The following is a 25,929-nucleotide window of genomic DNA, read 5'->3' as shown; positions in this document are numbered from 1 at the left end:
TTGGCCTTGCTCGTCAGCGTAGCCGCTCAGCCGAGAAACAGCTGATAAGCGGGGTTGTCGCTTTCGTCCCAGTACGGGTAGCCGATTTCTTCCAGCGCCGCCGGTACCAGATGGCGCTCGTCGTGCGGCACTTGCAGGCCCGCGACCACTCGGCCATCCGCCGCGCCGTGGTTACGGTAGTGGAACATCGAAATGTTCCAGCGCCCACCCAGCTTGTTGAGGAAGTTGAACAACGCACCCGGGCGCTCCGGGAACTCGAAGCGCAGCACCACTTCATCGACGACATGGACAGCACGCCCGCCGACCATGTGGCGGATGTGCAACTTGGCCAATTCGTTGTCGGTCAGGTCGAGCACCGGGAAACCCTGCTCGGTGAGGCTGGCAAGCAGCGCGCTGCGCGGGTCGTTTTCCGGATGCGTCTGCACGCCGACAAAGATGTGCGCTTCGCTGCCAGTGTTATAGCGGTAGTTGAACTCGGTGATCTGGCGCTTGCCGATGGCCTCGCAGAATGCCTTGAAGCTGCCCGGCTTCTCAGGGATGGTCACGGCAATGATCGCTTCGCGGCCCTCGCCCAGCTCAGCGCGCTCGGCAACATGGCGCAGACGGTCGAAGTTGACGTTGGCGCCGGAATCAATGGCCACGAAGGTGTGTCCGGTGATGCTGTGGTGCTCAACGTATTTCTTGATCCCGGCCACGCCCAGGGCGCCCGCAGGCTCGGTGATCGAGCGGGTATCGTCGTAGATATCCTTGATCGCCGCACAGATTTCGTCGGTGCTGACGGTGATCACTTCATCAACGTAATCCTTGCAGATATCGAAGGTGTGCTGGCCGATCTGCGCCACGGCGACACCATCGGCGAAGAGGCCCACGGTCGGCAACACCACGCGCTCGCCGGCCGCCATGGCGGCTTGCAGGCAGTTGGAGTCATCCGGTTCGACGCCGATGATTTTGATGTCCGGGCGCAGGTATTTCACGTACGCCGTGATCCCGGCGATCAGCCCGCCGCCGCCCACCGGAACGAAAATCGCATCCAGACGCCCCGGGTGCTGGCGCAGAATCTCCATGGCCACCGTGCCCTGCCCGGCAATGGTGTGGGGATCGTCGTAGGGGTGAATGTAGACGTAACCTTTTTCGTCGACCAGTTTCAATGAGTAGGCCAGGGCTTCCGGGAACGAATCCCCGTGCAGCACCACTTTGCCGCCGCGCGAACGCACGCCTTCGACCTTGATCTCCGGGGTGGTCTTGGGCATCACGATGGTCGCTTTCACGCCCAATACCTTGGCCGCCAGAGCCAGGCCTTGCGCATGGTTGCCCGCCGAAGCGGTGACCACGCCACGCGCGCGCTCTTCATCGCTCAGTTGCGTCAGCTTGTTGTAAGCGCCGCGAATCTTGAACGAGAACACCGGCTGCAAGTCTTCACGCTTGAGCCAAATCTCGTTGCCCAGCCGCTCGGAGAGCTGGCGGGCAATCTGCAATGGGGTTTCTACGGCAACGTCATAAACGCGCGAGGTGAGGATCTTTTTGACGTACTGTTCGAGCATCGGAAAGCATCACTGAGCGGGTTGGGCAGGGTCAAGGAGTCTAACCCGGCTTTTGGGCGGACGACCATACGAATCAAGAGGTTTTAGCCTTCGCAGACACCGCGGATCCATTGTGGCGAGGGGGCTTGCCCCCGTTCGGCGGCGAAGCAGTCGTAAAATCTGTTTATACGCTATGTCTGAAAGAATGCCAGGGGAGCGCTGCGCACTCCAACGGGGGCAAGCCCCCTCGCCACAGGAGTGTTTCCCCCTGCACTATCGCGAGGCTTATAATGCCGGCCTTTCGTCCCCCTCTTCGGCACCTCGGAGCCCGCATGACCCAGGATCAACTCAAACAGGCAGTGGCTCAAGCCGCCGTCGACTTCATCCTCCCGAAACTCGACGACAAGAGCATCGTCGGGGTCGGCACCGGCTCCACCGCCAACTGCTTCATCGACGCCCTGGCCAAGCACAAAGGCGCGTTCGACGGCGCAGTGGCCAGTTCCGAAGCCACCGCTGCGCGCCTCAAGGGCCACGGTATTCCGGTGTATGAGCTCAATACCGTCAGCGATCTGGAGTTCTACGTCGACGGCGCCGATGAAAGCGACGAGCACCTGCACCTGATCAAGGGCGGCGGTGCAGCCCTGACCCGCGAGAAAATCGTCGCAGCTGTGGCCAAGACCTTCATCTGCATCGCCGACACCAGCAAACTGGTGCCGGTGCTCGGTGCATTCCCTTTGCCAGTGGAAGTGATCCCGATGGCTCGCAGCCACGTGGCCCGCGAACTGGTGAAGCTCGGCGGCGACCCGGTTTACCGTGAAGGCGTGCTGACCGATAACGGCAACATCATCCTCGACGTGCACAACATGCAGATCACTAACCCGGTGGAGCTGGAAGCACAGATCAACGCCATCGTCGGCGTGGTCACCAATGGTCTGTTCGCGGCCCGCCCGGCGGACTTGCTGCTGCTGGGCACGAGCGAAGGCGTGAAAACCCTGCGCGCCCAGTAAGCGACTTCGCCCACACATCTGTGGGCGAATGAAATACCTGTGGGAGCGGGCAAGCCCACTCCCACAGTGTTTTGGGGTGCTGGTTAGTTTTGTGCCGTTCTTTTGAAGACGTAGAACAGGTTCGGCTCGCTCACCATGTACAGCGTGCCTGCTTCGTCCATGGTGACGCCTTCGGCGCGGGGAATGGTTTTCTTCAGGCCGTTGAAACCACCGAGCAAGGTCATGAAACTGACTTGCTCCCCCTTCTCGTCCAGTTCCAGCAACAAGTGAGAGTCGGCAGACAGCACCAGGGTGTGGCCGGTGCGCGGATCGATGGCCAGGGCTGACAGGTTGCGGATATCCAGTGCATCGCTGGGCAGTTTTTGCTTGTCGCCCTTGAGGATCTGACTGCCATCGCTTTTCCAGCTGAACAGCGCCGGTGGACGCTCTTCACCCAGAAGCAGCTGCTGGTGGCCGGCATCCCAGACGACGGCTTCGAAACCTTTATTCTGGTTTTTCGACGGACCGAGGTCGTATTTCGGGAAGTTGGCGATGTTCAGCTCGCGAGTATCGGCGTCGACCTTGACGATAGAGAGCAGGTGTTCGCGCTCATCGGTAATCGCCAGCAGGCCGTTGCCCATCACCGTCACCCCTTCCGGGTTGCTCCAACCCACCAGCGGCATTTTGCGCAACACGTCGCCCTGCAATGTCAGCTCGACCAAGAACGGGTTCTTGCCCATCACTGCAAACAGGGTTTTGGTCTGCGGGTCGTAAGACACATCCGACGCTTCGTCCTTCTCCATGCCCGGCAGCAGTTTGGCATCGATCACTGCCCGGTAATCCGGCAGCCAGATACTCGCTTTTCGTTCGGCAGGGCTTTCGAAGCGCTCCTTCACCCAGAGCACACCGCGATCATCCCAATGCATCGCAAACGCAAGGCCATAAGCAGCGACCGCCACTAATAAAAGCCAGGAATACCAACGCATAACAAAACGCGAGCGGCGGGCAGTTTTTAGCTTGGGCAGCGATTCGATGGCCATTCAGGGATGCGTTCCAGAAATTCAGGCTATGGGTAATAGCACATTGGGACAGGCTCAGACGCCATAAGCCCCGGAATTATCCAGACAAAATGTGAAAAAAACGGGAAATGGCCGGATTGCCCTGTGTGGGCAGCCAAGATCAAAAGATCGCAGCCTGCGGCAGGCTGCGATCTTTTGCTTTTTAGAGAACGCTACTGGTAAAGCGGCTGACACCCGGCAATTCGAGCACCAGTTCGTCACCGACATTCAGCGGGCCAACGCCCACCGGCGTGCCAGTGAGGATCACATCACCGGCCTGCAGCGAGAAGCAGCCGGCCATGTATTGGATCATCGGCACGATCGGATTGAGCATGTCCTTGCTGTTGCCATCCTGGCGGACTTCGCCATTGATGGTCAGGCGGATGCCGATGTCGGTCAGATCGGCAAACGTACTACCAGCCACGAATGGCGCAATCACCGCCGCACCGTCGAAGGACTTGGCGATTTCCCACGGCAGGCCCTTGGCTTTCAGCTCGGCCTGCTTGTCGCGCAGGGTCAGGTCCAGGGCCGGGGCGAAGCCGGAGATAGCATCCAGCACTTCTTCGCGACTCGGTTTGGTCGACAATGGCTTGCCGATCAGCACCGCGATTTCCGCTTCGTAATGCACCGAACCGCGCTCGGTCGGAATACTGAAGCTGCCTTCCAGCGGCACGACACAGCTGCCGGGCTTGATGAACAGCAGTGGCTCGGTGGGCACCGGGTTGTCCAGCTCCTTGGCGTGTTCGGCGTAGTTGCGGCCGATGCACACCACTTTCCCCAGCGGGAAGTGAATACGCGTACCGTCGACATACTGGTGCTGATAGCTCATTGACCGACTCCTGCTTCGTAGCGCTTAAATTCAAAAGTCAAACAGCGAAAATCTTACCCGGGTTCATGATGCCGTTCGGATCGAACACCGCCTTGACGGCTTTCATGTACTCGATCTCAACCGGCGAGCGACTGTAGGTCAAGTAATCACGCTTGGTCATGCCCACTCCGTGTTCGGCGGAAATCGAACCGTTGTACTTCTCGACGGTTTCGAAGACCCATTTGTTGACGGTGGCGCACTTGGCGAAGAACTCGTCCTTGCTCAGATTATCCGGCTTGAGGATGTTCAAGTGCAGGTTGCCGTCGCCGATATGGCCGAACCAGACGATTTCGAAGTCCGGGTAGTGTTCACCGACGATCGCGTCGATTTCCTTCAGGAACCCTGGGACTTTCGACACAGTGACCGAAATATCGTTTTTATACGGCGTCCAGTGGGAAATGGTTTCGGAGATGTACTCGCGCAGCTTCCAGAGGTTCTGCAACTGGGTTTCGCTCTGGCTCATCACGCCGTCCAGCACCCAGCCCTGCTCGACGCAGTGCTCGAAGGTTTCCAGGGCGTGATTGGCCACCTCTTCGGTGGTCGCTTCGAATTCCAGCAGCGCATAGAACGGGCAGTCGGATTCGAACGGCGCTGGCACATCGCCGCGCGCCATGACCTTGGCCAGGGCTTTATCGGAGAAGAATTCGAACGCAGTCAGGTCAAGTTTGCTCTGGAACGCGTGTAATACCGGCATGATCGAATCGAAATCGGCGGTGCCGAGGACCATCGCGGTGAGGTTTTTCGGCGCACGGTCCAGACGCATGGTGGCTTCGACTACAAAGCCCAGCGTGCCTTCGGCGCCGATGAACAGCTGACGCAGGTCGTAGCCGGTGGCGTTCTTGATCAGGTCTTTGTTCAGTTCCAGTAGATCACCCTTGCCGGTGACGACTTTCATGCCGGCCACCCAATTGCGGGTCATGCCGTAGCGAATCACCTTGATCCCGCCGGCATTGGTACCGATATTGCCGCCAATCTGGCTGGAACCTGCCGAAGCAAAATCCACCGGGTAGTACAGACCGTGCTCTTCGGCCTTGTTCTGCAACTGCTCAGTGACCACGCCCGGCTGACAAACGGCCGTGCGATCGGTCAGGTTCACATCGAGTATCTGGTTCATGTAGTCGAAGGACACGACCACTTCACCATTGGCCGCCACCGCAGCCGCGGAAAGCCCGGTACGACCGCCGGATGGCACCAGCGCAACTTTGTGCTCATTGGCCCAACGGACAATGGCCTGAACCTGCTCAATGGTCTTGGGAAATACAATGGCCGTTGGGGCCGGGGCGAAATGCTTGGTCCAATCCTTACCGTAAGCATTCAGGGAGTCGGCGTCGGTCAGCACCTTGCCAGGCTCAACCAGGGTCTTCAGCTCATCAATCAGGGCAGGATTGGTCATCGACAGAACTCTCGAACATTTCATGGTCATCCTGAGAACGCTTCACGTCGCAGGAATGAGTGTTTAGCGGGGTGCATATGCTAGCATACCGACCCCGCAGGATAGTGCCCAAAGGCTGTTCTGCGGCGACGGCTTTCTTGCCGTCCGGGTCAGCTCTGGCTGCTCCCTTCCCTGCCATTTTTTCTCCGGGACACAGGTTTACGCAGATGAGCAAGACTTCTCTCGATAAGAGCAAGATCAAGTTCCTTCTTCTCGAAGGCGTCCACCAATCGGCTGTCGACGTCCTCAAGGCGGCGGGCTACACCAGCATCGAGTACCTCACAGGTTCTCTGCCGGAAGCCCAGCTGAAGGAAAAGATCGCTGATGCTCACTTCATCGGCATTCGCTCCCGCACTCAACTGACCGAAGAAATCTTCGATCATGCGAAAAAGCTGGTGGCTGTCGGCTGTTTCTGCATCGGCACCAACCAGGTCGACCTCAACGCGGCTCGCGAACGCGGTATCGCGGTATTCAACGCGCCGTACTCCAACACTCGCTCCGTTGCCGAGCTGGTTCTGGCCGAGGCGATCCTGTTGCTGCGCGGCATCCCCGAGAAGAACGCTTCCTGCCACCGTGGCGGCTGGATCAAAAGCGCAGCCAACTCCTTCGAAATCCGCGGCAAGAAGCTGGGTATCGTTGGTTACGGCTCGATCGGTACTCAACTGTCGGTCCTGGCTGAAGGCCTTGGGATGCAGGTGTACTTCTACGACACCGTGACCAAGCTGCCACTGGGCAACGCCACCCAGGTCGGCAACCTGCACGAACTGCTGGGCATGTCCGACATCGTCACGCTGCACGTTCCGGAAACCGCTGCCACCCAGTGGATGATCGGCGAGAAAGAAATCCGCGCCATCAAGAAAGGCGGGATCCTGATCAATGCCGCGCGCGGCACCGTGGTCGAACTGGACGCCCTGGCGGACGCGATCAAGGACAAGCACCTGATCGGCGCGGCCATCGACGTATTCCCGGTGGAGCCGCGCTCCAACGAAGAAGAGTTCGAAAGCCCGCTGCGTGGCCTGGATAACGTGATCCTGACCCCGCACATCGGTGGTTCCACCGCTGAAGCACAGGCCAACATCGGTCTGGAAGTGGCGGAAAAACTGGTCAAGTACAGCGACAACGGTACGTCGGTATCGTCCGTGAACTTCCCGGAAGTGGCCTTGCCGGCTCACCCTGGCAAGCACCGCCTGCTGCACATCCACGAGAACATTCCGGGTGTGATGAGCGAGATCAACAAGGTCTTCGCCGAAAACGGCATCAACATTTCCGGTCAGTTCCTGCAAACCAACGAGAAAGTCGGCTACGTCGTGATCGACGTCGATGCCGAATACTCGGACCTGGCGCAAGAGAAGCTGCAGCACATCAACGGCACCATTCGTTGCCGCGTGCTGTTCTGATCGCTACTTGAGCGACAAAAAAGGGAGCTCCTCGGAGCTCCCTTTTTTACGGCTGCTTTTTCATGGCAGCGGAAAAGTTACTTCACATTCACGGTGATTTTCTTCGAAACGATCGGTGGATCGAACGGCATGTGACCGCTGTCGCCCAGTTCGAGCTGCAAGGTGTGCTTGCCCGGTGCCAGTTTGATTTCAGCATGAGTCTGCGCTTTGCCGAAGTGCATGTGATTGGCATCGTTTGGAATCGGAGCACCGGCGGCTGGTAGTTTGTCGACATCAATCAGCAAATGGTGATGGCCAGTATTTTTGGTGACATCGCCCGCTGGTGCCAGCGCGACTTCCTTGACGCCGAAATTCACGGTAAAGGTTTGCGCAACCGTCGCTCCGTCTGCAGGAGATACGATGAACACTTCTGCCCCCTTCGGAGCCGGGGTGGCGGCACTGGCCAGCACCGAAACACCCATCAGCACACCAGCCAATGCTGCACGTGACATAAAGCTTTTCATTCTCTTCTCCAGTTTTTCCGTAAAATTCGCTCGGCCGTGAACAACTTAACGGCCATTCGTTGTCGAAGGCACTCATAACCATAGCAAAGCGAGCCCGAACAGCGCGTCGCGATAAAATGAATTCCAAGGAGTGACCATGCGCTTTTTGCCTGGCCTGATCTGCCTGCTACCCCTTTTGAGTCCTTTGGCTCATGCCGAACTGATGGACGATGTAAACGACCGCGGCGAATTGCGCATTGCCCTTGAGGCTAATACACCGCCCTTCAATTTCAAGGACGACGGCAAATTGACCGGGTTCGAGGTTGAGCTGGGTCAATTGCTGGCCAATGAGCTGGATGTACGGGCCGACTTCGTCGTCACTGATTCCGGCGATCTGTTGACCGGCGTCGAAAGCGGAAAATACGACGTTGCCATCAATCACATAGCACTGACCCCGGAGCTGAAGGATCGTTTCGATTTCAGCGAACCTTACATTCACACCGATGCGCAATTGATCGCGCAGAAAGAAGAGCAACAGCGCTCAATCCTGTTGGTGCAGTCGCTGACGGAGGAAAAGCCGAAGGCAGCCCCGGCTGTGAACCTGGCCATTCCGTTTCAGAAGGGCAACCCTGCGTTTCATGCCAGCCTCGAGAACGCATTGCAGCGGATCAAGGCCGATGGCCGGCTGGAGGGGTTGGAGCAGAAATGGTTTGGGGCGGATGCAAGCGTGGCGCCGAAACCCTGATTTGAAGCTGACGAGTAACCCTGTGGGAGCGGGCTTGCCCGCGATGAGGCCATAACATCCAGCATCGATGTTGAATGTTAAACCGCCATCGCGGGCAAGCCCGCTCCCACAGGGATTTGTGCAGGGAGCGCTAGTTCAGGGCTGCCAGAGCCTGCGCCGCTTCAGCCAATTCCAGCTCACTGAAGACTTGCACACCATGGCGCTTGAGCAGCGCGGCGGTCACGCCCTCACCGCTGACCTTCATGCCACTGAACGTCCCGTCATAGGTCAACAGATTCCCGCAAGACGGGCTGTTGGCCTTGAGCACGGCAACCCGGATGCCGTGCTGTTGCACCAGCTCCAGCGCCTGATAAGCCCCCGAAAGAAACTCGGCACTGACGTCCTCACCCTCGGTGGTGATGACCGATGCAAGGCCATCAAGCACTTCACCGCCCTGCCCGCCGGGAATTTCCGCTGCGGCTCTGGGGGTCGGCAACCCACCGGCGACTTCCGGACACAACGGCACCACCCGGCCTTCGGCAACCCACTGTTCCAACAGATCGAACGGCCCGCTGGCCCCACCGTCGTAACGGACGCGGTGACCGAGCAAACAGCGGCTTACCAGAATCCTTTGCATGATCAGAACGGCTCGTTGCCGCGACGGCGGAACCAGCCCGTCAACGACAGGCGTTCTCGGGTCGCGGGCAGGACTTCGTGGGGCACCTCGCCCGACAGGAACACCACCAGGCATCCGCCGGTGGGCACCACATCGTGTTCGACACCTTCGTCCAGGTACATGCGCAACTGACCGCCATGCTCGGGCAGCCAGGCGTCATTGAGGTAGATCACCGCCGAGACCATGCGCCGGTCGTCGTCACGGAAACGGTCGACATGCTTGAGGTAGAAAGCGCCGGGTGGGTACAGGGCAAAATGGCTTTCGAAATCTTCCAGGCCCAGGAACAAACCACGGTTCATCGCCTCGCGCAGACTGTCCATCAACCCCAGGTAGCTGTCGCAGGCCTCGGCCTGGCCGGGTTCGAGCCACTGGATATGGTCACCGCGAATGCCCTCGCGAATCTCCGAAAACGGCCCGCGCCCCACGGCGGCCGGGGAGAGTTCACCCTCGGCGGCACGTTTGCGACACTCGGCCGCCAGCGCCCGGGTCAGATCCAGGGGCAGGAAAATATTCTGCTGCGACCAGCCGCGCTCAGCCAGGTCGTCGACGATACGTAACAGCAGTGGATGATCAGAGGGTATGTGCATGGCGCGCATAGTATTCCTGTGCCCGCAAATCCGACAGAGCCACGCAGCGGAGGATTGGTCGGATAAGGTACTCAACCTGATACGAATTCTCGACAAGTACGAATGTCGCACGGAGAATAGTCGCCTGCTGACAGGAGCCCCTATGCGTCGCTTGCTTTTCTCACTGTTGATGTTCTGCGTTTTGCCCGCCTGGGCGGACGGCCACGACCAGTTGTACAAGGTCGCCGGTTGGCCAGAACAACGCGCGCATTTCAACGACGCTCTCTCGGCCGCTCAGCAGCGCTATCAGAACAGCTTGCCACCGGCAGTGTTCCAGGCCCTGGTCAACAACAGCAATCAGCGGTTCGCCCCCAAGGCCATGGACCAGCGTGCCGAAGCGCAACTGCGCAAGAAACTCGCCGACCCGAACCCTGCACTGACCTTCTTTCAATCGCCATTGGGCAAGAAAATCGTCGCCGCCGAGCTGCTGGCGACCCGTCGCGATCAATTGGCGAAAAACGCCAAGGGCTTGCCGAAAATGCAGGCCAGCGATACCCGTCAGCTGATCATCGGCCACCTGGCCCAGGCCCTGCCCGCCCGCGAAGCCGGCGCAGAGGTCAGCCTGGCGATCGCAGGTGTGGCGGCCGACAGCCTGAGCTCGATGATCCCTGGCCTGCTCGGTGACGGTCAGGCTCAAGGCATGCTGAACGGTCAGCGCCAGCGCCTGATGGAGCAGATCGGCGCCGACCTGAACAACACGCTGCTGTATGTCTATCGCGACCTGTCGGATGATGAGCTGGAAGAGTTTTCGACTTTTGCCGAATCCACTGAAGGCAAGGCTTACTATCAAGCGGCACTGGCGGCGATTCGGGCGGGGTTGGCGGTGGGGCAAAGCACGTCGAGCCTTGCCCAATAGTTTTTGGTGTCCGCCAGATCGCCATCGCGGGCAAGCCCGCTCCCACAGTGGACCTGTGCAAGTCACCCATTTGTGACCAATACAAAACCTGTGGGAGCGGGCTTGCTCGCGATGGGGCCCTGACTACCGCTAAAGATTCCGCCCCTTGATCCGCTTGCTCAAAAACCCGAAATACTCCTGCCGTAACCCCGGCGACTCATTCGCCAGATGATGCCGCGCCTGCGGCAGCATCAGCACCTGAGGCCGATCGAACTTGCTCCGCAACACTTCAAGGTTGTGCTGCCAATCCACCGTCATGTCTGCCTGCCCCTGCACGATCAGCGGCCGCCGCGGGCTGCCCGGTGCCGCTTCGATACGCTTGATCCAACGTCCCAGCGCACCGACCCACGCCGTGGGCAGGCGCAGCGGTTGCAGCGGATCGGCTTGCAGGAACGCGAGGAAATCAGGGTCGTTGGAGTTCTCGCTGAAACGCCGGGCGATGCCTTTGACAAACGGCTTGAGCAGGTAATAACTGAGCCGCGACCAGCCCCAGGCACGCGGCCGCACCAAGGGCGACAGCAGAATCACTTGCCCCTGGGCCGGGCTGCTCGCGCCTTGATTGAGCACATGATCGATCACGATCGCCCCGCCGGTGCTTTGCCCGCACAAGTGCCAGGGCTGCGGAAGACCCAACGACTGCGCCTCGGCCAGCAGCCCTTGCAGGGTGCTCTGGTACTCGGCGAAGTCCTTGATGCTCGCTCGTTCGCCACTGGACAGGCCATGCCCTGGCAGGTCACAGGCGATCACGGCAAAACCCTGGTCCAGCGCCCACTCGATCACATGCCGGTAGAGCCCGGTGTGATCGTAGAAGCCGTGAAACAAAAACAGCGTCGCCTTCGCCCGCTCGGGCCACCAGAGCTGGCTGACCACTTCATAGCCCTCAACCTCGAAACGCCCCAGGCCACGGCGCAGGGTTCGTTGCGCAAAATCCAGCCCGTAAAAACGCTGATAGGCCATGGCCTCCGTCGACAGCGGCTGCCACTCGGTCAATGGCCGCAGGCTGGCACGCAAATGATCGGGGTCGAAAGTGGCAGACATGGGGCATTCCAAAGCATGAAACAGACTTTATGGGCCTGCGATATTCATCTGTCGCAGCAAGCATGGCAAGCTAGCCGACCTTCGAGGATTGAAACCCATGCGTCCGGCCTATCGCACCACACTGCTTGCCAGTCTGCTCGCCCTCGTGTGTGCCGGCGTGCTGTGGGCCGCTTACGACTGGTTTCAGGGACGCTACCTGCGGGCATTCAGTTCGCACACTGCCGTATTCTCCGGCGACCCGTTGCGCCTGCCGGACGAACTCGCCGGCCCCGGCGCCATTCGCCTGGTGCACTTCTGGGACCCGGCCTGCCCGTGCAATGTCGGCAACCAACAACACCTGACCGAACTGGTTGAGCACTATGTACCGCAAGGCGTCGAATTCTATACGGTACAAAAGCCCGGCAGCCACGGTCAGTTGCCCGGCACCTTGAGCCGCCTTAAAAACATCACGGTCCTGCCAGGCTCCGAACAAATCCCCGCCAGCCCGGCAGTGGCGATCTGGGACCGCGACGGCAAGCTGGCCTATTTCGGCCCGTACAGCGAAGGCCTGACCTGCAATTCAAGCAACAGTTTTATCGAGCCCATCCTGCAAGCGCTGAACGAAGGCCGGACGGTGAACGCCACCCACACACTGGCGGTGGGTTGCTACTGCCCGTGGCCTGCGAAGGTGAAGTAAGGCATTCCTGACTTTTCCAGGACCGTGATGCCCGGTGCCGGAGGTCTGTGCTACACGTTTGCAGCCCGCATGGGTGGCAACCCCGAAAGAACAAGGAGTCACCATGAAACGCGTCCTGACCGTACTTGCCTTGCTGATCGTCGTGCTCGTCGCCGGGGGCGGCTGGTATGTGTACAGCAAACAACCGACGCGCCAGGGCCAGGTGACGTTGCAGCATCTGCAGGGTTCGGTGACCGTGCACTACGACGAGCGCGGCGTGCCGCATATCCGTGCCGAAAACGAAACCGACCTCTATCGCGCCCTTGGCTACGTGCATGCCCAGGACCGATTGTTCCAGATGGAAGCCGTGCGACGCCTGGCCCGTGGCGAGCTGGCCGAAGTCCTCGGCCCGAAACTGATCGACACCGACAAACTGTTTCGCAGCCTGCGCATTCGCGAACGGGCCGAAAGCTACGTGGCCGCGCTGGATCGTCAGTCGCCGGCATGGAAGGCCCTGCAAGCCTATCTGGACGGTATCAATCAATATCAGGACAGCCACGCTGCGCCGGTAGAGTTCGACGTACTGGGGATCCCCAAGCGCCCTTTCACCACCGAAGACAGCATCAGCATCGCCGGCTACATGGCCTACAGTTTTGCCGCAGCGTTTCGCACCGAACCCTTGCTGACTTACGTGCGCGACCAACTGGGCAGCGAGTACCTGAACATTTTCGATCTCGACTGGCAGCCCAAGGGCGTGCTGGTCAAAGGTCACGCCAACCCTGCGCCGACGCTCGCCGCCAGTGACTGGAAAGATCTGAACGCCCTCGCCCGCCTGAGTGAACAGGCGCTGGCCGACCACGGCCTGCCGCAATTCGAAGGCAGCAACGCCTGGGTGATTTCCGGCAACCGCAGCAAAAGCGGCAAGCCGCTGCTGGCCGGTGACCCGCACATTCGCTTCTCGGTACCGTCGGTATGGTACGAAGCGCACCTGTCGGCGCCGGGCTTCGAACTTTATGGCTACCATCAGGCGCTGGTGCCGTTTGCGTTTCTCGGCCACAACCTGGACTTCGGCTGGAGCCTGACGATGTTCCAGAACGACGACCTGGACCTGATCGCCGAGAAGGTCAACCCGGACAACCCGAACCAGGTCTGGTATCGCGGCAAATGGGTGGACATGGTCAACACCGAACAACAGATTGCGGTGAAAGGTCAGTCACCGGTCACGTTGACTTTGCGCCAGTCGCCCCACGGCCCGATCATCAACGATGCGCTTGGCACTGCCGCCAGCAAGACGCCGGTCGCCATGTGGTGGGCGTTCCTCGAAACCCCGAATCCGATCCTCGACGGCTTCTACCAGCTCAACCGCGCTGACACCCTGGCCAAGGCCCGCGCCGCGGCCGCCAAGGTTCAGGCTCCAGGGCTGAACATCGTCTACGCCAACGCCAAAGGCGACATCGGCTGGTGGGCCTCGGCGCTGCTGCCCAAACGCCCGACCGGGGTGAAGCCCGGTTTCATCCTCGACGGCAGCACCCCTCAGGCGGACAAGGAAGGTTTTTATCCGTTCAGCGCCAACCCGCAGGAAGAAAACCCGGCGCGGGGCTATATCGTCTCGGCCAACTTCCAACCGGTGTCGCCGACCGGCATGGAGATTCCTGGTTACTACAACCTCGCCGATCGCGGGCAGCAGCTCAATCGCCAGCTCAGCGACAAGAACGTGAAGTGGGACAACGCGGCCAACCAGAAGCTGCAACTGGGCACCACCACCGCCTACGGTCCACGTTTGCTGGCGCCGTTGTTGCCGGTGCTGCGAGAAGTGGTGAGTGATCCCGCCGAGCTCAAACTGGTGGAGCAACTGGCGCAGTGGAGCGGCGATTACCCGCTGGACTCCATCAACGCCACCCTGTTCAACCAGTTCCTGTTCAACCTCGCCGACGCGGCGATGCGCGATGAACTGGGCAATGACTTCTTCGAAACGCTGCTTGCGACCCGGGTGATCGACGCCACGCTGCCGCGCCTGGCGGCCTCCGCCGATTCGCCGTGGTGGGACAACCGCAACACTCCCGGCAAGGAAACCCGCGCCGATACGGTCAAGGTGGCCTGGCAAGCGAGCATGGCTCATCTCAAAACCACCCTTGGCGCCAATACCGCGCAATGGCAGTGGGGCAAGGCGCACACTCTGACCCACGGCCATCCGCTGGGGATGCAAAAGCCGCTGGACCGGATCTTCAACGTTGGCCCGTTCGCGGCACCCGGCACCCACGAAGTACCGAACAACCTCTCGGCCAAGATCGGCCCTGCGCCGTGGCCCGTGACTTACGGCCCGTCGACCCGGCGACTGATCGACTTCGCCGACCCGGCCCACAGCCTGACCATCAACCCGGTGGGCCAGAGCGGCGTACCGTTCGACAGCCACTATGCCGATCAGGCCGAGGCGTATATCGAAGGGGTTTATTACCAGGCGAATTTCAATGAGGAAGAAGTGACGGCCAATACCCGCAGCACCTTGAAGCTGTTGCCGGCGCGTTCAGCGCAATAGATTTCTGTTGGTTGGACTGACGCCATCGCGGGCAAGTCGAATCGTCGCACCGCCGCTCCCACAGGGATTTGGGCTTGCCACGCAACGGTGGTCAACCCATCGGGCTCAAGCCGCTTCCGGCGCCTGCGCCCGACGTATGTCCGGTTGTTTCCAGGAGTCGGCAGCGCCTTCCTCGATGGCTTGCTGGATCGCACGCTTGCGAATTTCTTCGGCACGGCGACTGAAGAACCAGACCAGGAACGTCACCAGCGATACCGCCAGCAGAATCAGACTAGCCACGGCGTTGATCTCGGGCTTCACGCCCAGGCGCACCGCCGAGAACACTTCCATTGGCAGGGTCGTGGAACCCGGCCCCGACACAAAGCTCGCCAGCACCAGGTCATCCAGGGACAAGGCAAACGACATCATGCCGCCGGCCGCCAGTGACGGCGCGATCATCGGGATGGTGATCAGGAAGAACACCTTCCACGGCCGCGCACCGAGGTCCATGGCCGCTTCTTCGATCGACAAATCCAGCTCACGCAAGCGCGCCGATACCACCACCGCCACATAGGCCGCACAGAATGTGGTGTGAGCGATCCAGATGGTGACGATGCCGCGCTCCTGCGGCCAGCCGATCATTTGCGCCATGGCCACGAACAGCAGCAACAGCGACAGCCCGGTGATCACTTCCGGCATCACCAGCGGTGCGGTGACCAAGCCACCGAACAGCGTGCGGCCCTTGAAGCGGGTGATGCGGGTCAGCACGAACGCCGCCAGCGTCCCCAATGCCACCGCCGCTATCGCCGTGTAGCAGGCGATTTCCAGCGAGCGCACCACTGAGCCCATCAATTGGGTGTTGTCGAGCAGGCCGACATACCACTTCACCGACCAGCCGCCCCACACCGTCACCAGTTTCGAGGCGTTGAACGAGTAGATCACCAGAATCAGCATTGGCGCGTAGATGAACAGCAGACCCAGCACCAGCATCAGGTTCGAGAAACGGAAGCGCTTCATTCTTTACCCTCCATTTCCTTGGCCTGACTGCGGTTGAACAGGATGATCGGCACAATCAGGATTGCCAGCATCACCACCGCCAGGGCAGACGCCACCGGCCAGTCACGGTTGTTGAAGAACTCTTGCCAGAGCACTTTACCGATCATCAGGGTTTCCGGACCGCCGAGCAGTTCCGGGATCACGAACTCCCCCACCACCGGGATGAATACCAGCATTGCGCCTGCGATAATGCCGTTTTTCGACAGCGGCACGGTGATCTTCCAGAAACTGTTGAAGTTGCTCGAACCGAGGTCCGACGCGGCTTCCAGCAGGCTGTGATCGTGTTTCACCAGGTTGGCGTAGAGCGGCAGGATCATGAATGGCAGATAGGAGTAAACCACCCCGATATAGACCGCCAGGTTGGTATTGAGGATCTGCAACGGCTCGTCGATCCAGCCCATGCTCATCAGGAAACCGTTGAGCAAGCCGTTGTTGCTGAGGATGCCCATCCACGCATACACGCGGATCAGGATCGCCGTCCAGGTCGGCATCATAATCAGCAGCACCAGCACCGTTTGCAACTCTTTGCGGGCGGTGGCGATGCCATAGGCCATCGGGTAGCCGATCAGCAGACAAAGGATGGTGCTGAACAGCGCCATCTTCAACGAGCCAAGGTAGGCGGCGATGTACAACTCGTCGTCGCCGAGCATCGCGTAGTTGGCCAGGTTGAGCAGCACCTGCAGTTTCTGGTCAACGAAAGTGTAGATCTCGGTGTATGGCGGAATGGCCACGTCGGCTTCGGCGAAGCTGATCTTCAACACGATGAAGAACGGCAGCATGAAGAACAGGAACAGCCAGATGAACGGAACCCCGATGACCAGCTGACGGCCACCGGGAAGTATTCGATTGAGCCGGCGTTTGAGTTTGCGCATGTTCATGAGCGAAGTACCACGCCGCTGTCGTCTTCCCACCACACGTAAACCTGATCACCCCAGGTCGGGCGCTGGCCACGGCGCTCGGCGTTGGCGACAAAGGACTGCACCAGCTTGCCGCTCGGCAGTTCGACGTAGAACACCGAATGGCCGCCCAGGTAGGCGATGTCGTGCACCTTGCCGCTGGACCAGTTGTGTTCGCAGGTCGGCATGTCGGCCGTCACCAGCAGTTTTTCCGGACGGATCGCATAGGTAACGGACTTGTCCTGCACCGAGGTGCTGATGCCGTGCCCCACGTAAATGTTGCGGTCCAGATCCTTGCAGGTGATCAGCGCATGGCCCTCGGCGTCATCCACCACTTCGCCTTCAAAGATATTGACGTTGCCGATGAATTCGCAGACCAGGCGGCTGGTCGGGGTTTCGTAGATGTCGATCGGGCTGCCGATCTGGGCGATCCAGCCCAGATGCATGATCGCGATGCGTTCGGCCATGGTCATGGCCTCTTCCTGATCGTGGGTCACCATGACGCAGGTTACGCCGACGCGCTCGATGATCTCGACCAGTTCCAGCTGCATTTGCGAGCGCAGCTTCTTGTCCAGCGCGCCCATCGGTTCGTCGAGCAGCAACAGCTTCGGCCGCTTGGCCAACGAACGCGCCAGGGCCACGCGCTGACGCTGACCACCAGACAACTGATGCGGTTTGCGCTTGGCGTACTCACTCATCTGCACCAGCTTGAGCATCTCGGCCACACGGGCGTCGACCTCGGCCGTCGGGATCTTGTCCTGCTTGAGACCGAAGGCGATGTTCTGCGCCACGGTCATGTGCGGGAACAAGGCGTAGGACTGGAACATCATGTTGATCGGCCGCTCGTACGGCGGCATGTCAGTGATGTCTACGCCATCGAGAAAAATGCGCCCCTCCGTGGGCCGTTCGAAACCTGCCAGCATCCGCAGCAAGGTGGATTTGCCCGAACCCGAGCCGCCGAGCAAGGCGAAGATTTCGCCTTTCTTGATTTCCAGGGACACGTCGTCCACGGCAATCGTCTCGTCGAACTTTTTGGTGACCCGGTCGATTTTGACCAACACCTGTTTAGGTGATTGGTCGCCCTCGAGGGCTTTCTTATAGGCGCCGGAGGCAACTGCCATTTACGAAACTCCCAACAGAATTTGCAGTTCGCTCAACGTGGCGAACCTGGATAGGTTGAAGCTATTTGCCCGACTTGACCTTGGTCCAGCTGCGCGTCATCAAACGTTGAATGTTCGGCGGTAACTCGATGGACACATACATCTTGTCGAGGACCGCTTGCGGCGGATAAACCGACGCGTCAGTGCGTATGGATTGTTCTATCAGTTTGTCCGACCCAGGGTTTGGGTTGGCGTAGCCCACGGAATCGCTGACTTTGGCGATCACTTCAGGCTTGAGTAAATAGTTGATGAAGGCGTGGGCTTCCTTGACGTTGGCCGCATCCTTGGGGATCGCCAGCATGTCGAACCAGAGCGCGCCGCCCTCTTTCGGAATCGCGTAGGCGATGTTCATGCCTTTGCCAGCTTCAGCCGCGCGGGTCTTGGCCTGGAACATATCGCCGGAAAAACCGATCGCCACGCAGATATCGCCGTTGGCCAGGTCCGCGATGTATTTGGATGAGTGGAAGTACGTCACATAAGGCCGCACCGCCAGCAACTTGGCCTCGGCCTTTTTGTAGTCTTCGGGGTTGGTGCTGTTGGCGTTCAAGCCCATGTAGTTGAGGACCGTGGGCATCATTTCGTCGGCGGAGTCGAGGAACGCGACGCCGCAGCTGTGCAGTTTCTTGATGTTCTGCGGCTCGAACACCACATCCCAGGAGTCGATCTTGTCCAGCCCCAGCACAGCCTTGACCTTGTCGACGTTGTAACCGATGCCGTTGGTACCCCACAGGTACGGCACGGCGTATTGGTTACCCGGATCGTTCTGTTCCAGGCGCTTGAGCAGCACCGGGTCGAGGTTGGAATAGTGGGTCAGCTTCGACTTGTCGAGCTTCTGGAACGCACCGGCCTTGATCTGTTTGCCAAGGAAGTGGTTGGACGGCACGACCACGTCGTAACCGGTACGCCCGGCCAGCAACTTGCCTTCCAGGGTTTCGTTGGAATCGAATACGTCATACACCGGCTTGATGCCGGCGTCTTTCTGGAAGTCGGCCAGGGTGGTCTCACCGATGTAGTCCGACCAGTTATAAATATGCACCGTGCCGGCAGCCTGAGCACTGACGGCAAGCGTCAGCCCGGCGCCGACCAATAGGGCACTGCGCAACAAAGAAAAAACAGGCAAGTGGAGGTCCTCTAAAATTAGTTGGGCCCAAGTTGCCCCGCGCTACATGACAGCCATGGCTGCCTGACAACAAAACCGGCGCGCAACTTACCCTCGAAAAACCGTTCCAGCAAACTTTATGAAGATCCTGTAGCAGCCGCCGCAGGCTGCGTTCAGCTGCGAAGCAGTTGTGTTGTCGAAAAGCGGAGGTCCTTCGGACCTCAACGCAGCCTTCGGCAGCTGCTACAGGTTAATTACTTATTTACCGGACTTGATCTTGGTCCAGCTGCGGGTCAGCTCACGCTGGGTTGCGGCTGGCAAATCAGCGATCGCATACAGCTTGGCCTGTACTTCAGGAGTCGGATAGATGCCCGGGTCCGAAGTGATGTCCTTGCTCACATACTGGGTGGCTTCAGCATTACCGTTAGGGAAACGCACGGCATTGGTGATGTCAGCCATCACTTTCGGTTGCAGCAGGTAGTTCATGAACTTGTAGGCCCCTTCGACGTTTTCCGCATCATTGGGGATTGCGACCATGTCGTAGAAGCTGCCCGCGCCTTCTTTTGGAATGGCGTAGCTGACTTTCACCTTGTCACCGGCTTCGGCAGCGCGGGACTTGGCTTGCTGGACGTCACCCGAATAGCCGACGGCTACGCAGATGTTGCCGTTGGCCAGGTCCGAGATGTACTTCGAGGAGTGGAAGTAGGTGATCGAAGGACGAATCTTGAGGAACAGATCCTCGGCTTTCTTGATGTCTTCTTTCTTCTGGCTGTCGGTTGGCAGACCCAGGTAATGCAGGGCGACCGGCAGCATTTCGGTAGGCGAATCCAGGAAGCTCACACCGCAGCCCTTGAGCTTGGCAATGTTTTCAGGCTTGAACAGGATGTCCCAGGAATCGATCGTGTCGACGCCCAGCGCTGCCTTGACCTTCTCGGGGTTGTAACCGATACCGATCGAGCCCCACATGTAAGGAAAGGCGTGTTTGTTGTCCGGGTCGCTGACGGAAACCGCTTTAAGCAGCGATTTGTTCAGGTTGCCGTAGTTGGACAGCTTGGACTTGTCCAGCTCCCGGTAAACCCCGGCCTTGATTTGCTTGGCGAGGAAGTTGTTCGACGGTACAACGATGTCGTAACCGGACTTACCTGCCAGCAACTTGGCCTCCAGGGTTTCGTTGCTGTCGAAAACGTCGTACACCACCTTGATCCCGGACTCTTTCTCGAAGTTCGCGATGGTGTCCGGTGCGATGTAATCGGACCAGTTGTACACGTGCAGCACTTTGTCGTCAGCCTGAACGGCGCCCGCCATCACGCCCATCAGGGACATGGCGAGGAGGGTCTTGCCAGCTATCTTCATACCTAATGCCTTCATGGGTAATGCTCCAATTTTTCTTTTTAACCACGTGCTCAGCGGCCTGTCACAGGGCATCCGAACAACCGCTAGTCTGGCAAGATCCAAGGCAGGCTTTCAAGGAAAGCCCCATCCTTTGTTTGCACTGGGCGAAGTGCACACTTCACACCTCGCTCAGAGCCTAGCACTTAGCCCTGTAACGCACTCAGGGTCAGGTCCAGGCACTTGCGTGCTTTTGTTACCAGCTCATCGATTTCAGCCGGCGTAATCACCAATGGCGGAGCAATGATCATGGTGTCGCCAACGGCGCGCATGATCAGGCCGTTGTCGAAGCAGAACTGCCGGCAGATCATGCCGACGCCCTTGCCTTCGTAACGTTTGCGAGTGGCCTTGTCCTGAACCAGTTCGATGGCCCCCAACAGACCGACACCGCGCACTTCCCCCACCAACGGGTGATCGTTCAGTTCCCGTAGACGCTTCTGCAAATAAGGTGCCGTTTCTGCCCGCACGTGCTCGACAATTTTCTCATCGCGCAGGATACGGATGTTTTCCAGCGCCACCGCAGCGGCCACCGGGTGCCCGGAATAGGTGAAGCCGTGGTTGAAATCACCACCTTCGTTGAGCACCTCGACCACATCGTCATGCACGATCAGGCCACCCATCGGGATGTAACCGGACGTCAGGCCTTTGGCGATGGTCATCATGTGGGGCTTGAGGTCGTAGAAATCAGTACCGAACCACTCACCGGTACGGCCGAAGCCGCAGATCACTTCGTCGGCCACGAACAGAATGTCGTACTTGGCGAGGATTTCCTTGATACGCGGCCAGTAGCTGTCTGGCGGAATGATCACGCCGCCGGCGCCCTGGATCGGCTCGGCAATAAAGGCACCGACGTTGTCGACGCCGACTTCCAGAATCTTCTCTTCCAGCTGATTGGCCGCCCAGATACCGAAGTCTTGCGGCGTCATGTCACCGCCTTCGCCGAACCAGTAAGGCTGGGCGATGTGGACGATGCCCGGGATCGGCAAATCGCCCTGTTCGTGCATGTACGTCATGCCACCCAGACTTGCGCCGGCCACGGTGGAACCGTGATAGCCGTTCTTGCGGCTGATGATGACTTTCTTCTTCGGCTGGCCCTTGATCGCCCAATAGTGGCGAACCATCCGCAGCATGGTGTCGTTGCCTTCGGAACCGGAACCAGTGAAGAACACATGATTCATGCCTTCAGGCGCGATTTCAGCGATGACCTTGGCCAGCTCCAGTACCGGCGGGTGAGCCGTCTGGAAGAACAGGTTGTAATAAGGCAGTTCGCGCATCTGTTTGCTGGCGGCATCGGCCAGCTCATCGCGACCGTAGCCGATTGCGACGCACCACAGGCCGGCCATGCCGTCGAGGATCTTGTTGCCTTCGCTGTCCCACAGGTAAACGCCCTTGGCATGGGTGATGATCCGCGGGCCTTTCTCTTTCAGCTGCTTGAAGTCGCTGAACGGGGCCAGGTGGTGATCGCTGCTCAGGGTTTGCCATTCACGGGTTTGCGGGTTGTTGCTGGTCATGCGAATTCTCCTTGGATTGCAGTGACGACGTGACGTCCGAGGGCAATCACGCCCTCTTGTCGCGCCCGGCGCATCAGACGGCGAAGAGCAGGAACTCGCGCTCCCACGAACTGATCACGCGCTTGAAGTTTTCATGCTCGGCCCGCTTGACCGCGACGTAGCCCGTGATGAATTTCTTGCCCAGGTACTTTTCGATGGTCTTGCTGTTTTCCATGCGGTCCAGCGCGTCTTCGATGGTTAACGGCAGGCGCAGGTTGCGCCGTTCGTAACCACGCCCCACCACCGGGGCACTCGGGTTATGCCCTTCGAGCATGCCGACAAGGCCGCACAACAGACTGGCGGCGATGGCCAGGTAAGGGTTGGCATCGGCACCCGGCAGACGGTTTTCCACCCGACGGTTCTGCGGCCCGGCATCCGGCACCCGCAGGCCCACGGTGCGGTTCTCTTCGCCCCACTCCACGTTAACCGGTGCCGAAGTATCCGGCAGGAAGCGGCGGAACGAATTGACGTTGGGCGCGAACAGCGGCAGCAACTCAGGGATGAATTTCTGCAAACCGCCAATGTGATGGAGGAACAGCTGGCTCATGGTCCCGTCTTCATTGGAGAAGACGTTTTTGCCGGTCTCGATGTCGATGATGCTCTGGTGCAAGTGCATGGCACTGCCCGGCTCGCCGGTCATGGGTTTGGCCATGAAAGTCGCCGCCACATTGTGCTTGAGTGCGGCTTCACGCATGGTGCGCTTGAACACCAGAATCTGGTCGGCCAGAGACAGGGCATCGCCATGACGGAAGTTGATTTCCATCTGCGCGGTGCCGTCTTCGTGGATCAACGTGTCGAGGTCCAGCTCCTGCAGTTCGCACCAGTCGTAGACGTCTTCGAACAACGGGTCGAATTCGTTCGCCGCTTCAATGGAGAACGACTGACGACCGGTTTCCGGACGACCGGAACGGCCAATCGGCGGTTGCAACGGGTAGTCCGGGTCGTCGCTGCGCTTGGTGAGGTAGAACTCCATCTCCGGCGCCACGATCGGCTGCCAGCCGTGGTCGGCGTAGAGTTTCAGTACCTTCTTGAGCACGTTGCGCGGCGACAGCTCGATCGGGTTGCCCTGCTTGTCGTAGGTGTCGTGGATCACGATAGCGGTGGGCTCGATGGCCCAGGGCACCAGGAACACGGCGTTCTGGTCGGGGCGGCAGATCATGTCGATGTCGGCCGGGTCGAGCAGTTCGTAATAGATGTCGTCTTCGACATAGTCGCCGGTCACGGTCTGCAACAGAACGCTTTCGGGCAGGCGCATGCCTTTTTCGGCAATGAACTTGTTGGTCGGCGAGATCTTGCCCCGGGTGATGCCGGTCAGGTCGCCAATCATGCATTCGACTTCTGTGATCTTGTGGTCTTTCAACCAATCGGTGAGCTGGTCGAGGTTGTTACCCATAAATGCCTCTTAGGCTTGAGTTTCCTGACTTTTATAAGTCAGGCGTTGTTTGACGCATCGGCGTCGCGTTGTAATGCGCGCTTGCGGCAGGCATCGCCAAATGCCTGGAAAATCGCAAGGTAGTCAGGATTCAAGCTTACCTGCCATTCGGGATGCCATTGCACGCCTAAAGCAAAAGCCTTGCTTTGGATCACCGAGACGGCTTCGATCAACCCGTCAGGTGCCACGGCTTCCACGCGAAGGCCCGGCGCCAGCCGCTCGACGCCCTGACCATGAATCGAGTTGACCTGGATCTCGCTCGCCAGGCCCAGCCTCGCAAGTACACCACCCGGTTGGACGTGCACCGGGTGACTGGGGGCGTACTGCCCTTCGAGCGGCAGGCTGTCGTCTTCACGGTGGTCCATGAAGGGACCAGCCTCGTGGACCTTCTGATGCAGGCTGCCGCCGAACGCCACATTCATTTCCTGGAAGCCGCGGCAAATACCGAGCACGGGAACGCCGGCCTCGACAGCGGCGCGGATCAGCGGGAGAGTGGTGGCATCGCGTGCAGAATCATGAGCAGTACCTGGCGCGCTGGCCGGGCCGCTATAGTGAAACGGTTCTATATTAGAAGGAGAGCCTGTAAAGAGAATGCCGTCCAGAGCGTCCAGAATATCGGACGGCGCCAGTCGATCCGCCAGGGATGGAAGAATCAACGGCAGGCCCTTGGCAGCTGAAGCCACGGCGCGTACGTATTTGTCGCCACTGATGTGATAAGCATGCAGACCGATCTGCTTTGAGCAGGCGGTGACGCCGATTAACGGCAGGCGAGACATGAAGCACCCCGGTATTATTGCTGTTATGGGTTTAAATCGAGCTTAGCCTTGTTCATTTTTTTACACAACACCCCCGTAAAAAATACAACACGGCCCGCTCAAGCCCGCGGGCACCAAGACATCAGAAGGCCAAAAAACGCCCCAAAGTGCCTCAAAAAAGCCCTGCCGGCGCTTTTTTAGGGCAAAAAAGGCCTCACTTGACTTCGGCATGCCGTTCGGGTTGACTGGAATCCGAAAAGATCAATGATTGATATTTTTAACAACAAAGGTGTTGCATCATGTCGGTACCCCCGCGTGCCGTTCAGCTTAACGAAGCGAACGCGTTCCTTAAGGAACATCCTGAGGTTCTGTACGTTGACCTTCTGATTGCGGATATGAATGGTGTGGTGCGCGGCAAGCGCATCGAACGCACCAGCCTCCACAAGGTTTACGAGAAAGGCATCAACCTGCCGGCCTCTCTATTTGCTCTGGATATCAATGGCTCGACGGTAGAAAGCACCGGCCTGGGCCTGGACATCGGCGATGCTGACCGAATCTGCTATCCAATCCCCGACACCCTGTGCAATGAGCCTTGGCAGAAGCGCCCGACTGCGCAACTGTTAATGACCATGCACGAACTCGAAGGTGACCCATTTTTTGCCGATCCGCGCGAAGTCCTGCGTCAGGTCGTGGCCAAGTTTGATGAGATGGGTCTGACCATCTGCGCCGCGTTCGAACTGGAGTTCTACCTGATCGACCAGGAAAACGTGAACGGTCGCCCGCAACCGCCGCGCTCGCCGATCTCCGGCAAACGCCCGCACTCGACCCAGGTCTACCTGATCGACGACCTCGACGAATATGTCGACTGCCTCCAGGACATTCTGGAAGGCGCGAAAGAACAAGGCATTCCTGCCGACGCCATCGTCAAGGAAAGTGCCCCGGCGCAGTTCGAAGTGAACCTGCACCACGTGGCCGACCCGATCAAGGCCTGCGACTACGCGGTCCTGCTCAAGCGTCTGATCAAAAACATTGCCTACGACCATGAGATGGACACCACCTTCATGGCCAAGCCTTATCCAGGCCAGGCGGGTAATGGTCTGCACGTCCACATCTCGATCCTGGATAAAGACGGCAAAAACATTTTTGCCAGCGAGGATCCCGAGCAGAACGCCGCACTGCGTCACGCGATCGGCGGTGTGCTCGAGACCCTGCCGGCGCAGATGGCTTTCCTCTGCCCGAACGTCAACTCCTACCGTCGTTTCGGCGCACAGTTCTATGTGCCGAACTCGCCGTGCTGGGGCCTGGACAACCGCACCGTGGCGATTCGCGTACCGACCGGATCCTCTGATGCCGTGCGCATTGAACACCGTGTAGCCGGCGCCGATGCCAACCCGTACCTGCTGATGGCTTCGGTGCTGGCAGGCGTACACCACGGCCTGACCAACAAGATCGAGCCGGGCGCGCCCGTGGAAGGCAACTCCTACGAGCAGAACGAGCAAAGCCTACCGAACAACCTGCGCGATGCACTGCGCGAGCTGGACGACAGCGAAGTCATGGCCAAGTACATCGATCCGAAATACATCGATATCTTCGTTGCCTGTAAAGAGAGCGAGCTGGAGGAGTTCGAACACTCCATCTCCGACCTCGAGTACAACTGGTACCTGCATACCGTGTAAGCGGTTGCCGTAAAAAACAACGCCGCCGGCCTCACAGCCTGCGG

Annotated in this window: 23 protein-coding genes; 7 read left to right on the top strand and 16 right to left on the bottom strand. The window is 59.3% G+C overall.

Annotated features, from left to right (window positions below; all coding sequences use genetic code 11):
* Positions 1 to 26: 26 nt before the first annotated feature.
* Entirely contained in the window at positions 27 to 1,541 is a 1,515-nt protein-coding gene (gene ilvA, locus J3D54_RS09945; protein WP_253417749.1) for a threonine ammonia-lyase, biosynthetic, read from the bottom strand.
* A gap of 311 nt (positions 1,542 to 1,852) precedes the next feature.
* Here ilvA and rpiA point away from each other — a divergent pair, with 311 nt between their 5' ends.
* The gene (gene rpiA / locus J3D54_RS09940) at positions 1,853 to 2,527 is read left to right on the top strand and encodes a ribose-5-phosphate isomerase RpiA (RefSeq protein ID WP_253417747.1); all 675 of its coding nucleotides are present in this window, start codon (positions 1,853 to 1,855) and stop codon (positions 2,525 to 2,527) included.
* Positions 2,528 to 2,610: 83 nt separating this feature from the next.
* On the opposite strand, the gene J3D54_RS09935 is transcribed toward rpiA, so the two are convergent.
* The 3 genes from J3D54_RS09935 to J3D54_RS09925 form a co-directional block, all read right to left on the bottom strand.
* Positions 2,611 to 3,546 carry an SdiA-regulated domain-containing protein gene (locus J3D54_RS09935; protein ID WP_253417745.1) on the bottom strand — a complete coding sequence of 312 codons (936 nt, stop codon included), beginning with the start codon at positions 3,544 to 3,546 and terminating at the stop codon, positions 2,611 to 2,613.
* A 181-nt stretch (positions 3,547 to 3,727) separates the two neighbouring features.
* Positions 3,728 to 4,393, bottom strand: coding sequence for a fumarylacetoacetate hydrolase family protein (locus tag J3D54_RS09930; RefSeq protein ID WP_007939278.1), 666 nt, complete (start codon positions 4,391 to 4,393; stop codon positions 3,728 to 3,730).
* A gap of 37 nt (positions 4,394 to 4,430) precedes the next feature.
* Positions 4,431 to 5,825 (bottom strand): FAD-binding oxidoreductase, encoded by a 1,395-nt coding sequence (locus J3D54_RS09925; protein ID WP_253417743.1) that lies wholly within the window; start codon positions 5,823 to 5,825, stop codon positions 4,431 to 4,433.
* A gap of 206 nt (positions 5,826 to 6,031) precedes the next feature.
* Here J3D54_RS09925 and serA point away from each other — a divergent pair, with 206 nt between their 5' ends.
* Positions 6,032 to 7,261, top strand: coding sequence for a phosphoglycerate dehydrogenase (gene serA / locus J3D54_RS09920; protein ID WP_105340755.1), 1,230 nt, complete (start codon positions 6,032 to 6,034; stop codon positions 7,259 to 7,261).
* 77 nt (positions 7,262 to 7,338) lie between these two features.
* On the opposite strand, the gene J3D54_RS09915 is transcribed toward serA, so the two are convergent.
* Entirely contained in the window at positions 7,339 to 7,764 is a 426-nt protein-coding gene (locus tag J3D54_RS09915; RefSeq protein WP_253417741.1) for a DUF4399 domain-containing protein, read from the bottom strand.
* 136 nt (positions 7,765 to 7,900) lie between these two features.
* Here J3D54_RS09915 and J3D54_RS09910 point away from each other — a divergent pair, with 136 nt between their 5' ends.
* Positions 7,901 to 8,488: a transporter substrate-binding domain-containing protein gene (locus tag J3D54_RS09910; RefSeq protein ID WP_253417739.1), complete on the top strand. Its 588-nt coding sequence runs from the start codon at positions 7,901 to 7,903 to the stop codon at positions 8,486 to 8,488.
* A 130-nt stretch (positions 8,489 to 8,618) separates the two neighbouring features.
* Here J3D54_RS09910 and J3D54_RS09905 read toward each other — a convergent pair whose 3' ends face one another.
* Together J3D54_RS09905 and J3D54_RS09900 are read right to left on the bottom strand one after the other, a co-directional pair.
* Positions 8,619 to 9,104, bottom strand: coding sequence for a DUF523 domain-containing protein (locus tag J3D54_RS09905; protein WP_253417737.1), 486 nt, complete (start codon positions 9,102 to 9,104; stop codon positions 8,619 to 8,621).
* A 2-nt stretch (positions 9,105 to 9,106) separates the two neighbouring features.
* The gene (locus tag J3D54_RS09900) at positions 9,107 to 9,739 is read right to left on the bottom strand and encodes a 2OG-Fe(II) oxygenase (protein ID WP_253417736.1); all 633 of its coding nucleotides are present in this window, start codon (positions 9,737 to 9,739) and stop codon (positions 9,107 to 9,109) included.
* A 133-nt stretch (positions 9,740 to 9,872) separates the two neighbouring features.
* Here J3D54_RS09900 and J3D54_RS09895 point away from each other — a divergent pair, with 133 nt between their 5' ends.
* The gene (locus tag J3D54_RS09895) at positions 9,873 to 10,625 is read left to right on the top strand and encodes a DUF2059 domain-containing protein (protein ID WP_253417734.1); all 753 of its coding nucleotides are present in this window, start codon (positions 9,873 to 9,875) and stop codon (positions 10,623 to 10,625) included.
* A 129-nt stretch (positions 10,626 to 10,754) separates the two neighbouring features.
* Here the strand turns inward: J3D54_RS09895 and J3D54_RS09890 are convergent, their stop codons facing one another.
* On the bottom strand, positions 10,755 to 11,702 hold the full coding sequence (locus tag J3D54_RS09890; RefSeq protein WP_253417732.1) for an alpha/beta hydrolase: 948 nt from the start codon (positions 11,700 to 11,702) through the stop codon (positions 10,755 to 10,757).
* A 97-nt stretch (positions 11,703 to 11,799) separates the two neighbouring features.
* Between J3D54_RS09890 and J3D54_RS09885 the strand changes: the two genes are divergently transcribed.
* Complete coding sequence (locus J3D54_RS09885) at positions 11,800 to 12,378, top strand: DUF6436 domain-containing protein (RefSeq protein ID WP_253417730.1); 579 nt, start codon at positions 11,800 to 11,802, stop codon at positions 12,376 to 12,378.
* Between the two features lie 103 nt (positions 12,379 to 12,481).
* Positions 12,482 to 14,893, top strand: coding sequence for a penicillin acylase family protein (locus tag J3D54_RS09880; protein WP_253417728.1), 2,412 nt, complete (start codon positions 12,482 to 12,484; stop codon positions 14,891 to 14,893).
* A gap of 105 nt (positions 14,894 to 14,998) precedes the next feature.
* On the opposite strand, the gene J3D54_RS09875 is transcribed toward J3D54_RS09880, so the two are convergent.
* From J3D54_RS09875 to J3D54_RS09840, 8 genes are all read right to left on the bottom strand, one after another.
* A complete protein-coding gene (locus J3D54_RS09875) occupies positions 14,999 to 15,889 on the bottom strand; it encodes an ABC transporter permease subunit (protein ID WP_253417727.1) in 891 nt (296 codons plus the stop codon).
* Positions 15,886 to 16,806: an ABC transporter permease subunit gene (locus J3D54_RS09870; RefSeq protein ID WP_253417725.1), complete on the bottom strand. Its 921-nt coding sequence runs from the start codon at positions 16,804 to 16,806 to the stop codon at positions 15,886 to 15,888. The genes J3D54_RS09875 and J3D54_RS09870 overlap by 4 nt, the downstream gene beginning before the upstream one ends.
* Positions 16,803 to 17,945: an ABC transporter ATP-binding protein gene (locus J3D54_RS09865; protein WP_253417723.1), complete on the bottom strand. Its 1,143-nt coding sequence runs from the start codon at positions 17,943 to 17,945 to the stop codon at positions 16,803 to 16,805. Before J3D54_RS09865 ends, J3D54_RS09870 begins: the two co-directional genes overlap by 4 nt.
* A 61-nt stretch (positions 17,946 to 18,006) precedes the next feature.
* Positions 18,007 to 19,104 carry a polyamine ABC transporter substrate-binding protein gene (locus J3D54_RS09860; protein ID WP_301293337.1) on the bottom strand — a complete coding sequence of 366 codons (1,098 nt, stop codon included), beginning with the start codon at positions 19,102 to 19,104 and terminating at the stop codon, positions 18,007 to 18,009.
* 237 nt (positions 19,105 to 19,341) lie between these two features.
* Positions 19,342 to 20,436 (bottom strand): polyamine ABC transporter substrate-binding protein, encoded by a 1,095-nt coding sequence (locus J3D54_RS09855; RefSeq protein ID WP_253426561.1) that lies wholly within the window; start codon positions 20,434 to 20,436, stop codon positions 19,342 to 19,344.
* 182 nt (positions 20,437 to 20,618) lie between these two features.
* Positions 20,619 to 21,983 carry an aspartate aminotransferase family protein gene (locus tag J3D54_RS09850; RefSeq protein WP_253417721.1) on the bottom strand — a complete coding sequence of 455 codons (1,365 nt, stop codon included), beginning with the start codon at positions 21,981 to 21,983 and terminating at the stop codon, positions 20,619 to 20,621.
* A 73-nt stretch (positions 21,984 to 22,056) separates the two neighbouring features.
* Entirely contained in the window at positions 22,057 to 23,415 is a 1,359-nt protein-coding gene (locus J3D54_RS09845) for a glutamine synthetase family protein (RefSeq protein ID WP_253417719.1), read from the bottom strand.
* A gap of 38 nt (positions 23,416 to 23,453) precedes the next feature.
* Entirely contained in the window at positions 23,454 to 24,230 is a 777-nt protein-coding gene (locus J3D54_RS09840) for a gamma-glutamyl-gamma-aminobutyrate hydrolase family protein (protein ID WP_253417717.1), read from the bottom strand.
* Between the two features lie 278 nt (positions 24,231 to 24,508).
* Here J3D54_RS09840 and J3D54_RS09835 point away from each other — a divergent pair, with 278 nt between their 5' ends.
* The gene (locus J3D54_RS09835) at positions 24,509 to 25,885 is read left to right on the top strand and encodes a glutamine synthetase family protein (RefSeq protein WP_007897683.1); all 1,377 of its coding nucleotides are present in this window, start codon (positions 24,509 to 24,511) and stop codon (positions 25,883 to 25,885) included.
* Positions 25,886 to 25,929 lie beyond the last annotated feature (44 nt).

It is taken from the genome of Pseudomonas sp. GGS8, assembly GCF_024168645.1.
In the GTDB taxonomy this organism is placed as follows: domain Bacteria; phylum Pseudomonadota; class Gammaproteobacteria; order Pseudomonadales; family Pseudomonadaceae; genus Aquipseudomonas.
This window is presented reverse-complemented; position numbering and strand designations above follow the sequence as displayed.